This is a genomic window from Nonomuraea sp. NPDC049400, from assembly GCF_044466425.1.
In the GTDB taxonomy this organism is placed as follows: domain Bacteria; phylum Actinomycetota; class Actinomycetes; order Streptosporangiales; family Streptosporangiaceae; genus Nonomuraea.
This window is the reverse complement of record NZ_JBITMP010000026.1, coordinates 121,333-135,504: the sequence shown is the minus strand read 5'-3', so window position 1 is coordinate 135,504 and position 14,172 is coordinate 121,333. Positions and strand designations below refer to the sequence as shown.

Here is a 14,172-nt window from a genome sequence, read left to right as displayed (position 1 = left end):
CGCCTGGATCAGCCGCTGTAAGGAGCGACCGTGATCTTGTCGATCACGGGGGCGTACTGCGAGCGGAGCAGCACTCCAGGGAAGGTCTCCGAGGCGTAGGTGGTGCCGTCGAAGTTGGGCAGTTCCGCCGCGGAGAACTGCACGGTGTTCTCACCCTGCTTCAGCCTGACCGGGACCGTCAGCTCCCAGAAGTTGTTCTCGTGGAACGTGTGGGGGAACATGACGCGCTGCGGGGCGGCGCCGTTCACCGAGATGTCGGCGTGCCTGGCGAGCGGGTCCGGGTTGTAGTGCGTGGCGGCCGACTGCTCCGGGTTGGAGTAGCGGACGCGCATGGCGTACGTGCCGGGGGCGGCCGCCCGCACGTGGAAGGTGAGCGTGTTGGCGTTGCCGGGGGCGCCGCCGACGCCGGTGACCGCGGCCTTGCCGCCGGCCAGGGAGAGCTGCGCCGCCTTGGCCGTCCCGGCGAGCTGCGCGGACTCCGCCTCGTAGGCGGTGGCGGGGAGCGCGCCGGCGACCTGCCGCACCTCGAGGCGGTCGACCAGCGGCGTCCCGTACCTGCCGGTGACCGTGACCTTGTTGATGCCGCCGGACAGCGACACCGTCGCGGCCGAGGCGCCACGCCCCGCGTCCGCCACCGGCACGCCGTTGACGGCCACCGACGCCTTGCCGGAGCCGAGCAGCTTCAGGTCGAGACGGGCGGCGGCGTCCTGGGCGGAGTAGACCCAGAACGTGGCCGACTGGCCGCGGTCGACCGGGACGACCCCGGAGCCCGAGATGCCGCGTTCGTGCCGGTCCTCGTACGACGGGCGGGTTCCGCGCAGGTCGGCCAGCTCCGCCTCGTAGACGGAGGTGGCCGCTGCCGGGTTCGGCAGCGAGAGCCGGATCCGGTCGACGATCGCGTCGCCCTTGGTGGCTTTCGCGCCGTCCAGGCTGCGCGCGGCCAGGGAGATGACGTGCTTGCCCGCCGGCAGCTCCACCGTGGTGTCCGCGTGGTCCCAGACCACCCACTTGTAGCCCAGCGGCAGGAACAGCTCCTGCTCCGCGCCCCCGTCGACGCGGACGAAGACGTTGGTCGGCCCCTGCTCGCGCACCCGGTCGAAGGTGTTGAGCGAGTTGGCGAACACGCTCAGGTCGTACCGGCCGGCCTGCGGGACCTCGACGGTGAAGTCGAGCACGCCGTCCGAGCCGGTACGCAGCCCGCCCACGTCGTAGCGGCCGGAGGTGTAGAACTTCGACACGTCCGCGGGGGAGCCCTCGGGGCCGTTGCGGCTGTAGCCGCCGCCGGTGTACTTCGCGTCCTCCGCCTCGTACGACCGCTCCCACAGCTTGGGCGAGGGCGCCGTCACGGTGCCCGCGCCCCCGGGGGTGAGGACGATCTCGTACGCCGACGACTCCTTGAGCTTCTGCAGGTCGATGACCACGGTGCCGTCCTGGACCGCGATGTCCCGCTCGGCGACGATCTCCGGCTGCGCCGAGTCGCCGATCTGGCCGGTCCATGGGATCTCCCGTACCCAGGCGTGCACCTTGCGGCCGAACACGCCCGCCGGGACGTTCTCGAAGCGGATGTGCCCGGCGGTGTCGGCGCCGCCGAAGATCGCGCGGGCCTGCTTCTTGCCGGGGTCGAGCGTCGCGACGCCCTGCAGGGTGTAGTTCTGCCCCGGGTACGGCGGCGTGACCTGCACGGTGTGCCCGCTCATGCTGCCGTAGGCGTTGAACAGCCACCACTGGCCGTTGCCCCGGTTGGCCTGCACCGCGGAGTCGGACAGGTTGCCGTCGATGTTCCAGTACGCGATGTCCGCGTCGACCTTCGACTCCTCGATGGCCGACACCCATTGGATCATCTGGCCGGGCACCGAGGTGTGGTAGTTGAAGGCGTACTCGTTGACGTTGATGGGCAACTGCCTGCCCGCGTACTTCGTGCCCGCGAAGACCTCGGCCTCCATCTGGCGGTAGCGCCTGACGCTCTCCCTGACCTGCTCGGGGTGGCTGAGCTCGTGCCAGGTCATCACGTCGGGGACGGTGTCCGCCTGGACGACGTGCTGGAGGTAGCCCTTCACCTGGGCGTACAGCACGCTCGTGTTGGGCCCGGCGATCCGGGCGTCCGGCATCCTGGCCTTGATGAGCGCGTGGACGTCGTCCCACGCCTTGAAGTAGTCGCGCGGGTCACTGAGCCAGCTGACCCGGTTGTAGCTCCACTCGCCGGTGCCGAACATGTTGCCCTCGGGCTCGTTGAACGGCACGAAGACGATGTTGTCCCGATATTTCGGGTCTAGCTGGAGGACCTGGGCCACCTGCTTGGCGATCTTCTGCTTGAACAGGTCGAGCTTCTCCTGCGGGGTGCTCCCGGGCCACTGGTACGGGAAGCCGCGGTGGATGTCGGTCATGTAGATGTACACGTCGCCGTCGGTGCTGTCGGCGAGCGGCTTGACCACCTCCAGCGCGTCGGCGCCGGGGTGCTGCGGGCCGTCCTGGGCCTTGGTCGAGACCGTGCGCAGCCGCATGCCCTCGATCAGGTTGTTCGTCGGCAATCCCGGCCCATAGAGGCCGTAGAGCGTGCCGGACGCGCCGCCGTGGAAGGCTCCGGTGTCCTTGGCCAGGTCGATGATGAGCTGGCCCTCGCGGATCACGGTGACGGTGGCGGTGACGGGGCGGTCGCCGGCCGTGCCCCGCACGGTGAAGGTGCCGGCGGCGGCGTAGTCCTCGGGGGCCACAGGCGACCAGGTGATGGGCAGGTCGCGGTCGTAGCCGTCGGTGAAGGTGGCGCGGACCGCGCCCGGCAGAGCCGGCGCGGTGCCGATGGTCGTGCGTACGGCGAAGGCGTCCTGGGCCAGGCCCGTCGGCGTGGGCGTCGTCCCTCCGGCGACGGCGGCCACCTGCTCCGCCGACAGCGCGGCGCCGTAGATGCGGAAATCGTCGATCGCGCCGTCGAACAGCGGATCCTGGTAGAACGAGCGCCCGATGAAGCCGGCGGACGTCGTGGCGGCGTCGATCAGCTGCGCGGCGGTCACCGTGGTGGCGGCGGAGGCGACGGCCGCTCCGTCGAGGTAGGTGGTGACGCGCTTGGCGGCGGTGTCGAGGGTGACCGTCAGTGTCTTCCAGGCGCCGGCCGGCAGCGGGGCATAGCCCGTCACCTTGGCCTCGCCCCCGCCGCCCGAGGTGGTGACCGCCGTGCGCAGGCGGCCGTCACCGTTGTACGGCGTGCTGAACAGGTAGCGGCTGGTGTCCTTGCCGAGGGCGTAGATCCACTGCCAGGAGGAGGCGGTGCCGTCCCACTTCACCCGGGCCGACACCGTCAGGTCGGTCCTGTCCTTGATCGCGGCCAGTGGCAGCCGCACGTAGGCGCCGTCGGAGGTCGGCGCGCCGCCGGGCAGGTTCAGGGCGTGGCCTGCGCCCGCGCCGTCCACTAGTGCGGCGGTGGACCCGTTGACCAGCGTCCCGTCCAGGCCGTTGCCGGAGGAGTCGCTGATCGTGCCGGTGGACAGGTCGTCGGTGTCGAACGCGTAGACGAGCACGGGAGCGGGCGGGTCCGCGGTCGCCGCGTCGGCGACGCTGGTGGTTAACGTCATGGTGAGGGCGGCCGGGAGCAGCCCGGCGCGCATGGCCTTGGTGATGCTCGGGAATGTCATCACGGTCCCTGGGAGGTGTGAGCGTTAACAATTCTCAGGGAGGGCTGGGCAACGCAACTGAGGGTTTCGCGTAGGTTACGTAGCCGCGCCCCGCACGTCAATGGGTCGATCATTTGTGTTTCCGGCATGTCACGATTCGGTATCGCCGACAACCCTCGCTCTTGACGCCTGCTGCCTGCCGGCGCGACAGTCGAGCCACATCGTTGAACCGGTTCGCCGATCCCGGTGACCACAGGTTGAGACCGCCCGGCCCCGGGCCGGATCAATCCTGCCGATTCCCAGGACAAGGCACCATCGGATCGACGATGTGAGGGCATTCGCAACGCAACTGTCGAACCGGTTCAACTACAGGAGGTGAGTGTGGCGACGATCGGAGACGTGGCCCGGGAGGCCGGGGTGAGCCGCAGCACGGCGTCGTACGCGTTGTCGGGCAAGCGGCCCATCTCGGAGGAGGTCCGCCGCCGCGTGCTGGCGGCCGCCGAGGCGCTCGCGTACACGCCGAACGCAGGCGCTCGCGCGCTGGCCACATCCCAGACCAAGGTCCTCGGTCTGCTCGCCCAGTTCCACGAAGACGAGTTCGCGCCCGCGATGATGCAGTACATCCTGGGCGTCACCGACACCGCCCGTGACCTGGGCTACGACACGCTGCTGGTCACCGAGGCCGACGGCGCCCGGGCGCTGCGGCGCATCACCGACTCGCGCATGGTGGACGGCGTCGTCCTCATGAACATCGCGCAGGACGACCCGAGGCTGCCCATCCTGCGGGCGGCCCCGCAGCCGGGCGCCCTGGTCGGCCTGCCGGGTGACTGCTCGGGGCTGGATGTGTTCGACCTCGACTTCGAGGAGGCGGGCCGGGTGATGGTGGACCACCTCCACCGCCTCGGCCACCGCGAGCTCATCCTGATCTCGCAGCCCGAGCACGTGGTCGAGCGGGGCGGCGCGTACGTGTGGCGGCTGCGCGACGCCGCGCTCGAACGAGCCCGCCAGCTCGGCGTCACCCTGCACGCGGTGTACGGCGAGTCCCGGCAGCCGGCCGTCGGCCGCCTGCTCAACGCGCTGCTCGACGCCTACCCGTCGGCGACCGGCCTGATGGTCAACAACGAGGCGGCCACGGCGGCGCTGCCCTCCGTCGCCCACGAACGAGGGCTGCGCGTGCCCGAGGACCTGTCGGTCATCGGGCGCTACTCCGCCGAGTTCGCCGCGACCTTCTCCCTGCCCTATTCGTTCATCGAGAGCGCGCCCGACCGCCTCGGGTCCATGGCGGTGCGCCAGCTCGTACGCCGCGTGGAGTCCCCGGCGGCGCGCGACGAGCCGTTCGTGGTGCGCTTCATCTCTCCCGAACTGGTCTCCCGGGGCAGCACCGCACCCCCGAGAGCACCTCTCCCCAACGCCCGCTAGCGCGCGGGCCCGACCCTCGAACCCTTCTGGCCGCGCTCGTTGTGAGCGCTAACATTGGAGTAGTCGATGAACCGTCCGTCGATGTCCACGAGGGCGACGGTCTTCGGAACCGCCGTCCTGGCGCTGTCCGCTCTGACCGCCTGCGCGTCCGCCCCCCAGGGCGGCGCCACCGCCACCGCCTCCGCAGATGGCGGCGCGGGCGGGAGCGCGTACACGTGGTGGGACCCCTATCCGCAGCACGACGCGTCCTCCGCCTGGGCGAAGCGGGTGGACTCCTGCGGGCAGCAGGCCGGCGTCACCATCAAGCGCACGGCCTACGACACGACCGCGCTGACCAACCAGGCCCTGCTCGCCGGCCAGGAGGGCAACGCGCCGGACGTCATCCTCCTCGACAACCCCGCCGTCTCGACGCTCGCGGACGCCGGGATGCTCAGCACGATGTCCGACTTCGGCCTGGACACGGCCAGGTTCGACAAGAACCTCATCGCCGCCGGCGAGCTGGACGGCAAGACGTACGGCATCCCGATCGGGGCGAACACCCTCGCGCTCTACTACAACAAGAAGATCCTCGACGCGGCCGGTGTCGACCCGAAGTCGATCAAGGACTGGGCCTCGCTCGACGCGGCGCTGAAGAAGGTCAAGGCCGCGGGCAAGAAGCCGATCACCTTCTCGGCCATCGGCACGGAGGAGGGCTCGTTCCAGTTCCTCCCGTGGTTCTGGGGCTCCGGCGCGCAGCTCACCCAGCTCGACTCGCCCCAGGCCGTGGCGGCCCTCGACCTGTGGACGAAGTGGGTCAAGGACAGCACCGCCCCCAACTCGGTCATCAGCAACTCCCAGAACACCACCTGGGAGGAGTTCCTGACCGGGCAGTTCGCGTTCGCCGAGAACGGCACCTGGCAGATCGACAGCGCCAAGAAGGCGGGCTTCCCCACCGGGATCGTGCAGATCCCCGGCAAGGACGGAGGCATCGCCCCAACGCCCACGGGCGGCGAGTTCATCACGGTCCCGGTGCAGAAGGACACCAAGCGCTACGCCGCCACCAAGAAGATCCTCGAGTGCATGACGACGCCCGAGGGCCTGGTGGAGACCGGTACGACGTTCGCGTACTACATCCCCTCCACCGCAGAGGGCCAGCAGGCGATCCTGGCCAAGGAGCCCGAACTGAAGCCGTGGGTCGACGCCGTTCGGTCGGCCAAGGGCCGGACCAGCGACAACCTCGGCACCAAGTACCCGAAGATCTCCGAGGCGCTGTGGACCGGGGTGCAGAAGGCGCTGAGCGGGTCGGCCAGCCCCGCCGACGCGCTCAAGGAGGCACAGGCCCAGGCGAAGCAGGCCACCGGCAGCTGATCCGATGACATCCCTTCGTACCGGAGCGGTCATGGCGCGCGGAGCGGTCCACGCGGCCCCCCGGCGGCGGTCCCGGCAGTGGACGGCCCTCGCCTTCCTCGCCCCGCTCGTGATCTATCTGGCCGTCTTCTACGCCTACCCGCTCTACCGCAACATCGACCTCAGCGTGCACGACTACACGCCGCGGGCGTTCGTGCGGGGCGATCCCGAGTTCACCGGGCTGGCCAACTACGTGGCCATCCTGTCCGACGACACGTTCGCCGCGGCGCTGCGCAACACCGCCCTGTTCACCCTGGTCTCCATCGCCGCCCAGTACGCCATCGGCCTGGCGCTCGCGGTCTTCTTCCACCGCAACTTCCGCCTGTCCGCGGTGCTGCGCGCGATGTTCCTCGTGCCGTGGCTGCTGCCGCTGATCGTCTCCGCCTCGACCTGGTCGTGGATGCTCAACAGCGACAACGGCATCGTCAACGCGGCACTGCAGGCGTTCGGGATCGGCCAGATCAACTGGCTGACGTCTCCCGACACCTCGCTGCTGGCCGTCACCATCGCCAACATCTGGCTCGGCATCCCGTTCAACCTGGTCATCCTGTACGCCGGGCTGCAGAACATCCCGGCCGACCTGTACGAGGCCGCCGGTCTTGACGGGGCGAACGGCCGGCAGCGGTTCTGGCGCATCACCTTCCCGCTGCTGCGCCCGGTGTCGGCGATCACGCTGCTGCTCGGCCTGATCTACACGCTCAAGGTCGTCGACATCATCTGGATCATGACGAAGGGCGGGCCGGCGGACGCCTCGACCACGCTGGCCATCTGGTCGTACCGCGAGGCGTTCGGCACCGGTCAGCCCGACTTCTCACCGGCGGCGGCCGTCGGCAACCTGCTCATCCTCATCGCCCTCGCCGCCGGACTCCTGCACGTGCGCCTGCAGCGCAAGGAGGAACGCGTATGAAGTCCCACTGGAAGACGGTGGTGGGCGTCGTCCTCGTCGGGCTGATGCTCTTCCCGGTCTACTGGATGTTCAACGTCTCGCTCACCAGGACGGGCGACATGCGCGCGGACCCGCCCCACTGGTTCCCCTGGAACCCGACGTTCGAGGGGTACGCCGCGGCGTTCGCCCAGCAGCTGCCGGCCCTTGCCACCAGCCTGTTCATCGGCCTCGGCACCGTCGCGCTCACGCTGGTCGTGGCCCTGCCCGCCGGATACTCGCTGGCCAAGCTGCGGCCGCTCGGCGCGCGCGGGATGGACTTCCTGCTGCTGGTCGCGCAGATGATCCCCGGCGTCGTCATGGCCATGGGCTTCTACGCGATCTACATCAGGCTCGGGATGCTCAACACCGTCCCGGGTCTGATCGTCGCCGACTCGACGCTGGCCGTGCCGTTCGGGGTGCTGCTCTTCCGGGCGTTCATGGCGAGCATCCCCGGTGAGCTCATGGCGGCGGCGCAGATCGACGGGGCGAGCACCTGGCGCACGTTCCGGTCGATCATCCTGCCGCTGAGCCGCAACTCGGTGATCACGGTCTCGCTCTTCGCGTTCCTGTGGGCGTGGTCGGACTTCATCTTCGCCTCGACCCTCAACCGCAACAGCGACGTGATCCCGATCACGCTCGGCATCTTCCGCTACATCGGCAACAACACCACGCAGTGGAACTCGATCATGGCAACCGCCGTGATCGCGTCCATCCCCGCGGCCTTCCTCCTGGTCCTCGCGCAGCGCTACATCGCCGCCGGGGTCACCGCGGGCGCGGTGAAGGACTGAAACACCCATTCGTCGAAAGGTTCACCACATGACCAGCCCCGTGCTGCCGTCGCACGGCCGGGTACGCCCCCTCGGGCTCGCGCAGGTCTCCATCACCGGAGGGTTCTGGGGGAGCCGGCAGGCCGTGAACGCCACGGCCACGCTCTCGCACTGCGAGTCGTGGATGGAGCGCCTCGGCTGGCTGGCGAACTTCGACCGGGTCGCCGACGGGACGACCTCACCCGACCGCCCCGGATGGTCGTTCTCCGACTCTGAGGTCTACAAGCTCCTGGAGGCCCTGTCCTGGGAGTGGGGCCGTACCGGCAGCCCGGAGGCGGAGGCGGCGATCAAGCGGCTCACCGCGCGCGTCGCCCGCGCCCAGGACCCGGACGGGTACCTCAACACCTGCTTCGGGCACGGCGAGCAGCCGCCGCGCTACAGCGACCTCGAGATGGGCCACGAGCTCTACAACACCGGCCACCTCCTGCAGGCGGCGGTGGCCCGGCTGCGCACGCACGGCGAGGACGAGCTGGTACGGATCGCGCGGCGGGCCGCGGACCACGTGTGCCGCACGTTCGGCCCGGACGGCAGGGCCGGGATCTGCGGGCATCCGGAGATCGAGGTCGGCCTCGCCGAGTTCGGCCGGGCACTGGGGGAGGAGCGCTACATCGAGCAGGCACGCCTCTTCCTCGACCGCCGCGGGCACGGCACGCTCAGGGACATCCCGCTGGGACGCGCCTACTTCCAGGACGACATCCCGATCCGGCAGGCCGACGTGTGGCGCGGCCACGCCGTCCGCGCGCTCTACCTCACCGCCGCGGCCGTGGACGTCGCCGTCGAACATGGCGACGACGAGTTGCTGGGCGCCGTGGCACGGCAATGGGAGCGCTCGGTCGCGCGCCGCACCTACATCACCGGCGGCATGGGCTCGCGCCACCAGGACGAGGGCTTCGGCGAGGACTGGGAGCTGCCGCCGGACCGGGCCTACTGCGAGACGTGCGCCGGCGTCGCCTCGATCATGGTCTCCTGGCGCCTCCACCTCGCCACCGGCGACGTCCGCTACGCCGATCTGATCGAGCGCACGCTCTACAACGTCATCGCGACCTCCCCGAGCCCCGACGGCACGGCGTTCTTCTACGCCAACCCCCTCCACCAGCGGGCCCCGGGCAGGCCGGCGGACGCGGACGAGGTGAGCCCGCGGGCCGAGGCCGGCGTCAGGGCCGCCTGGTTCGACGTCTCGTGCTGCCCCACCAACGTCGCCCGTACCCTGGCCGGCCTCCAGGGCTACCTCGCCACCGCCGACGACGACGGACTCCAGATCCACCAGTACGCCCCCTCGACCATCCGCGCCGAGCTGCCGGACGGGCGGGAGCCGGCGGTGGAGGTCGAGACCGCCTACCCCGAAAGCGGAACCATCCGCGTCCGGATCCTGAGCGACGGGCTCTGGACGCTCGCCCTGCGGGTCCCCGCCTGGGCCGCCGGCGCCACGCTCGCCGAGGACGGGCGGGCGCGCCCGGTCGAGCCCGGCATGGCCACGGTGCGGCGGGCCTTCCGGGCGGGCGAGGTCATCACGCTCGAACTGCCGATGGAGCCCCGCTTCACCTGGCCGGACCCCCGCATCGACGCGGTACGCGGCTGCGTCGCCGTCGAGCGGGGCCCCGAGGTCCTGTGCGTCGAGTCCCACGACCTCCCGCACCCCGGCGGGCTCGACGCCCTGGCGATCGACCCCCTGTCCGGGCCGCGGGCCGAGCCCGGCGGCGCCCGGGTCCGTGGCCGCCTGGCCGCACCCCCCGACCGGCCGTGGGCCTACTCCGGTGCCGCGGCTGCCTGCGCGGCGGACGTCGAGTGGATCGACGTGCCGCTGCGGCCGTACCACTCGTGGGCCCATCGCGGCCCGTCGAGCATGCGCGTCTGGTTGCCCATCGAGAAGGAGTGACACCATGCCCCGATTCCGAGTGCTCGCCTTAGCCCTGGTCACCACGGCCACGGCTCTGGTGACCACCGCGCCGCCGGCCGCGGCGGCGGGCGCGACGCTGACCGTCAACGTCGCGCAGCCGTTCAGGCCGGTCACCCACGTCGCCTCCGGCGGCCTGTACGGCCTGGCCGAGAACTCCCGGCCGGCCGACTCCACCCTGCTCCCGATCAAGGTGAACTCCCTGACCCAGCCCGCGCCCGGCGTCGGCCAGCGTCCCAACGGCCAGCCGCCCGGCGGCGACTCCCTGCTGGTGGCCCCGCAGGCCACCCGGGTCGGCGCGGGCGAGTTCATCCGCATGCCCGACATCTACCCCGACTTCCCCTACAGGTGGGTCAGCTGGGACGACTGGCTGGCCAAGGTCAACACCATGGTCAACGCCCGGCTGTCGGCCACCACGGTCACGAACGTCATCGGCTGGGAGCTCTGGAACGAGCCCGACTACACCTGGAACACCGCCGCCGCGGGCAACTTCAACGACGCCTGGGTGCGTACGTACCGGGCGGTGCGCGCGCTCGACACCCTCACGCCGATCGTCGGGCCCAGCACCGCCACCTACAACCGCTCCTGGATGCAGTCGTTCCTCACCAACGCCAAGAACACCGGCACCCTGCCCGACATCATCTGCTGGCACGAGCTGCAGAACCCCACCAGGATCGCCTCCGACATCGCCGACTACCGCAACCTGGAGTCCTCGCTCGGCATCAGCCCGCGCCGCATCTCCATCAACGAGTACGCCGCCACCAGCGAGGTCGACGTGCCCGGCAGGATCGCCAGCTACGTCGCCAAACTGGAGCGGGGCGGCGTCGAGTCCGCGCACCGGGCCTTCTGGTACGAGTACGGCACCATGAACGGCCTGGTCGTCAACAACAACCAGCCCACCGGCACCTGGTGGCTGTACAAGTGGTACGGCGACATGGCCGGAAACATGGTCACGACCACGTCGACCACGACGACAGGGCTGGACGGCTTCGCCTCCTACGACCCCACCCGCAAGATCGTCAACGTGGTGTTCGGCAACGAGGCCGGCACCAACACCGTCAACCTCACGGGCCTCGGCGCGCTCGGCTCCAGCGTCCGCGTCAGCCTGTCGTCCACCCCGTCCAGCGGCCGCTTCACCGCCGTCACCGCCCCCACCACGATCTCCACGACGACCCAGACGGTCAGCGGCGGGCAGCTCAGCGTGTCCGTGCCCAACATGTCGGCCACCAGCGCCTACCAGCTCGTCGTCGAGCCGGTCAGCGGGGTGCCCGCCTTCCAGCAGCGGTACGAGGCCGAGAACGCCTCCGTGTTCCGCGCCCAGCGGCTGAGCGCCTCCAGCGCGTCGGGCGGCGGCTACGTGGGCCGGATCGACAACTCGGGCACGCCGCGCACCGACAGCTACGTCGACTTCGTGGTGAACGTGCCTGCCGCGCGCTCGTACACGATGACCATCGGGTACGCCAACGGCACCGGCGCCACCGCGACCCAGGGGCTGGCCTACAACGGCGGCCCGTGGACCACCGTCAGCTACCCGCCCACCTCGGGCTGGGGGCAGTTCGGCGCCACGATCACCACCACCGTCACCCTCCGGGCCGGTTACAACGTGATCCGCCTGGCCAAGGGCTCGCCGTACTTCGCGGGCGGCACCGGGTACGCCGAACTCGACTACATCCAGGTCACCTGAGGTGAGGCCCGGCGATCCGGCGGGTCCGCGCCGGATCGCCGTGGCTTCCGTGCTTTGGGGGGATCGTGTCAGCGGTGGCAGGGACGGTGAGAATTTCAGGCGCCCGCCGTCATTCGCGGATCGAGGGCGAACCCTAAACTTCGCTGCGTCGCGTTTCGCTGTTAAGGGGTGCTGATGAGAGAAGACGTGCGCATTTCGCTGCCGGACGGCGGTTCGCTGGCGGCGACATTGGCACTGCCTGAGGGGGCCGCGCCCGCGGGCGGGTGGCCGGGGATGGTGGTGGTGCACGAGATTTACGGCATCGAACCGGACATGCTGGATGTGGTGGACCTCTTCGCCGAACGTGGCTACGCGGCGGTGCTGCCGGATCTGTACAGCCACGGCACCAGGATCGGGTGTCTGTCGCGGGCCATGCACCAGTTCGTGACCGGTAAGCCGGGCCGGGCGGCCGCCGACATCGACGCGACCCGGCAATGGCTGGCCGGGCGCGAAGACGTCGACGGCGAGCGGCTCGGGTTGATCGGATTCTGCATGGGCGGCGGGTTCGCCCTCGCGTACGCGGCGAGCGCGCCGCCCGGCGTGCGCGCCGCGTCGGTGAACTACGGCGCGGTTCCCCGTGACCGGGAAGAGCTGCGGTCGGTGTGCCCGGTCGTGGGCTCCTACGGCGGCCGGGACCAAGGCTTCAGGCCGCACGGCAGGCGGCTGCAGGAGCATATGCGAGCGCTCGGCATCGAGCACGACGTCGAGATCTATCCGGGCGCCGGGCATTCCTTCATGACCGACGGCCACCACCCCGTCGCGAAACTCGCGCTGTTCCCGCTGCGTCACGGCCTCGTCCGCGCTGCGGCGGACGACGCGTGGCAGCGCACATTCGACTTCTTCGACAAGCACGTCGCGAACCACGCCTAGCGCCGGGCGGCCGTCCTCGTGTCACAAAATGCCGCACGCCGACTGTCACGCCTCTCGCACGACGCCGCCGATGACCGAGGTCACCGTCTTGTGAACGGCTTCGGCCGCCGGCGTCGGTCCCTTCCGGTCGGCGAACAGCAGGTGCCCGGCCCCGATCAGCATGGGAGCGAGCATGTCGACCTCGGCGTCCGCCGCGATGCGGCCCAGCTCCTGCTCGGCGGTGAGGTAGGAGGCGATCATGATGCAGGCGTCCGTCAGGACCGGGACGCCGGCCGGCCACGTCTCACGCAGCCGGTCGCGCAGCTCGTCCCGGAAGGTGATGAGGGGGACGATCGCCACCGCGACCGACCCGAACACGGCGATCAGCGCGTCGGTGAGGTTGCCGGCGACGGTGCCGGTCCCGGCGGATTCGCGCAGGGCGGCGGCTTGCGGGTCCATCCGATGGATGCGGTCCAGCACGAACTCGGCGAGGAAGGCGTCGAAGTCGGCGAAGTGCCGGTGCAGGACACCCTTGGCGACGCCTGCCTCTGTGGTGACCGCCCGGCTGGTCAGCGCTTCCGGGCCGTCGCGGAGCAGGATGCGCTCGGCGGCGTCGAACAACTGCTCGCGTACGTCACGGATGGCTATCCCGGTCGGCACCCGTCGTCCCCCTGGCTTGCTGAGTGGGCAAGTGCCCACTATGGTGGGCGCATGCCCACTATACCTGAGGCGGGAAAGCCTTCTCCTGCGCAGCCACCCCATCAAGCTCGGCAAGTAGCGGAGTCGTTCGGTGTGGACGCCGAACGCTACGACCGGGCCCGGCCCCGCTACCCCGACGACCTGATAGATCAGATCGTCTCCGCAAGCCCCGGGCCCGACGTCCTCGACGTCGGCTGCGGCACCGGGATCGCGGCCCGGCAGTTCCAGGCGGCCGGCTGCACGGTGCTGGGCGTCGAGCCCGACGCGCGGATGGCCGACTTCGCGCGGCGCGCCGGAGTGGAGACGGAGGTGGCGACGTTCGAGGCATGGGATCCGGCCGGCCGGGCATTCGACGCCGTCGTCGCCGGGACGGCCTGGCACTGGGTGGACCCGGCCGTCGGCGCGGCCAAGGCGGCGCAGGTGCTGCGGCCCGGCGGCCTGCTGGCGGTGTTCGCGCACGTCTTCGAGGCCCCGAGCGCCGTGTCGGAGGCCTTCGCCGAGGTCTACCAGCGGGTGGTGCCCGAAATGCGGTCCTTGATGCAACCGCCGGGGCGGGCCGTGGACCTCTACCAGGCGGGATTCGCCAAGTTCGCCGACGGGATCCGCGAGGTGGGCGGTTTCGGCGACCCGGAGCAGCGGCGATACGACTGGGAACAGGCTTACACCCGCGAGGCGTACCTGGAGTTCCTGCCCACGACCGGTGGCCTCACCCGGCTCTCGCCCGGTCAGCTGGACGAGGTGCTGGAGGGTGTGGGGGCCGCCATCGACGCGATCGGAGGCGGCTTCACCATGCCCATCACCACGCTGGCGGTCACCGCGGTGCGAACCTGACCTCGCGGGCGGGG

General features: G+C 70.5%; 10 protein-coding genes. 8 read left to right on the top strand and 2 right to left on the bottom strand.

Going from position 1 to position 14,172, the window contains the following annotated elements; genetic code table 11:
- Positions 1-8: 8 nt before the first annotated feature.
- Positions 9-3,626 (bottom strand): LamG-like jellyroll fold domain-containing protein, encoded by a 3,618-nt coding sequence (locus ACIBVN_RS34725; RefSeq protein ID WP_397143749.1) that lies wholly within the window; start codon positions 3,624-3,626, stop codon positions 9-11.
- 360 nt (positions 3,627-3,986) lie between these two features.
- Here ACIBVN_RS34725 and ACIBVN_RS34720 point away from each other — a divergent pair, with 360 nt between their 5' ends.
- The 7 genes from ACIBVN_RS34720 (at position 3,987) to ACIBVN_RS34690 (ending at position 12,649) form a co-directional block, all read left to right on the top strand.
- The gene (locus ACIBVN_RS34720) at positions 3,987-5,024 is read left to right on the top strand and encodes a LacI family DNA-binding transcriptional regulator (protein ID WP_397143747.1); all 1,038 of its coding nucleotides are present in this window, start codon (positions 3,987-3,989) and stop codon (positions 5,022-5,024) included.
- A 66-nt stretch (positions 5,025-5,090) separates the two neighbouring features.
- Positions 5,091-6,371, top strand: coding sequence for an extracellular solute-binding protein (locus tag ACIBVN_RS34715; RefSeq protein ID WP_397143745.1), 1,281 nt, complete (start codon positions 5,091-5,093; stop codon positions 6,369-6,371).
- A gap of 31 nt (positions 6,372-6,402) precedes the next feature.
- Positions 6,403-7,317, top strand: a complete 915-nt coding sequence (locus ACIBVN_RS34710) for a carbohydrate ABC transporter permease (protein ID WP_397143743.1) — start codon at positions 6,403-6,405, stop codon at positions 7,315-7,317.
- The gene (locus ACIBVN_RS34705) at positions 7,314-8,123 is read left to right on the top strand and encodes a carbohydrate ABC transporter permease (RefSeq protein WP_397143741.1); all 810 of its coding nucleotides are present in this window, start codon (positions 7,314-7,316) and stop codon (positions 8,121-8,123) included. The genes ACIBVN_RS34710 and ACIBVN_RS34705 overlap by 4 nt, the downstream gene beginning before the upstream one ends.
- Positions 8,124-8,151: 28 nt before the next feature.
- Positions 8,152-10,038, top strand: a complete 1,887-nt coding sequence (locus tag ACIBVN_RS34700; RefSeq protein WP_397143739.1) for a glycoside hydrolase family 127 protein — start codon at positions 8,152-8,154, stop codon at positions 10,036-10,038.
- Between the two features lie 4 nt (positions 10,039-10,042).
- Positions 10,043-11,740 (top strand): hypothetical protein, encoded by a 1,698-nt coding sequence (locus ACIBVN_RS34695; RefSeq protein WP_397143737.1) that lies wholly within the window; start codon positions 10,043-10,045, stop codon positions 11,738-11,740.
- Between the two features lie 174 nt (positions 11,741-11,914).
- On the top strand, positions 11,915-12,649 hold the full coding sequence (locus ACIBVN_RS34690; protein WP_397143735.1) for a dienelactone hydrolase family protein: 735 nt from the start codon (positions 11,915-11,917) through the stop codon (positions 12,647-12,649).
- A gap of 45 nt (positions 12,650-12,694) precedes the next feature.
- On the opposite strand, the gene ACIBVN_RS34685 is transcribed toward ACIBVN_RS34690, so the two are convergent.
- Complete coding sequence (locus ACIBVN_RS34685; RefSeq protein ID WP_397143733.1) at positions 12,695-13,288, bottom strand: TetR/AcrR family transcriptional regulator; 594 nt, start codon at positions 13,286-13,288, stop codon at positions 12,695-12,697.
- Positions 13,289-13,339: 51 nt separating this feature from the next.
- On the opposite strand from ACIBVN_RS34685, the gene ACIBVN_RS34680 reads away from it, so the two are divergent.
- Entirely contained in the window at positions 13,340-14,158 is an 819-nt protein-coding gene (locus ACIBVN_RS34680; RefSeq protein WP_397143731.1) for a class I SAM-dependent methyltransferase, read from the top strand.
- Positions 14,159-14,172: the final 14 nt, after the last annotated feature.

Coding starts and splice junctions, on each gene's coding strand:
- ACIBVN_RS34725 (WP_397143749.1), bottom strand. CDS start 3,626: ATGACATTCCCGAGCATCACCAAGGCCATGCGCGCCGGGCTGCTCCCG.
- ACIBVN_RS34715 (WP_397143745.1), top strand. CDS start 5,091: ATGAACCGTCCGTCGATGTCCACGAGGGCGACGGTCTTCGGAACCGCC.
- ACIBVN_RS34710 (WP_397143743.1), top strand. CDS start 6,403: ATGGCGCGCGGAGCGGTCCACGCGGCCCCCCGGCGGCGGTCCCGGCAG.
- ACIBVN_RS34705 (WP_397143741.1), top strand. CDS start 7,314: ATGAAGTCCCACTGGAAGACGGTGGTGGGCGTCGTCCTCGTCGGGCTG.
- ACIBVN_RS34700 (WP_397143739.1), top strand. CDS start 8,152: ATGACCAGCCCCGTGCTGCCGTCGCACGGCCGGGTACGCCCCCTCGGG.
- ACIBVN_RS34695 (WP_397143737.1), top strand. CDS start 10,043: ATGCCCCGATTCCGAGTGCTCGCCTTAGCCCTGGTCACCACGGCCACG.
- ACIBVN_RS34690 (WP_397143735.1), top strand. CDS start 11,915: ATGAGAGAAGACGTGCGCATTTCGCTGCCGGACGGCGGTTCGCTGGCG.
- ACIBVN_RS34680 (WP_397143731.1), top strand. CDS start 13,340: ATGCCCACTATACCTGAGGCGGGAAAGCCTTCTCCTGCGCAGCCACCC.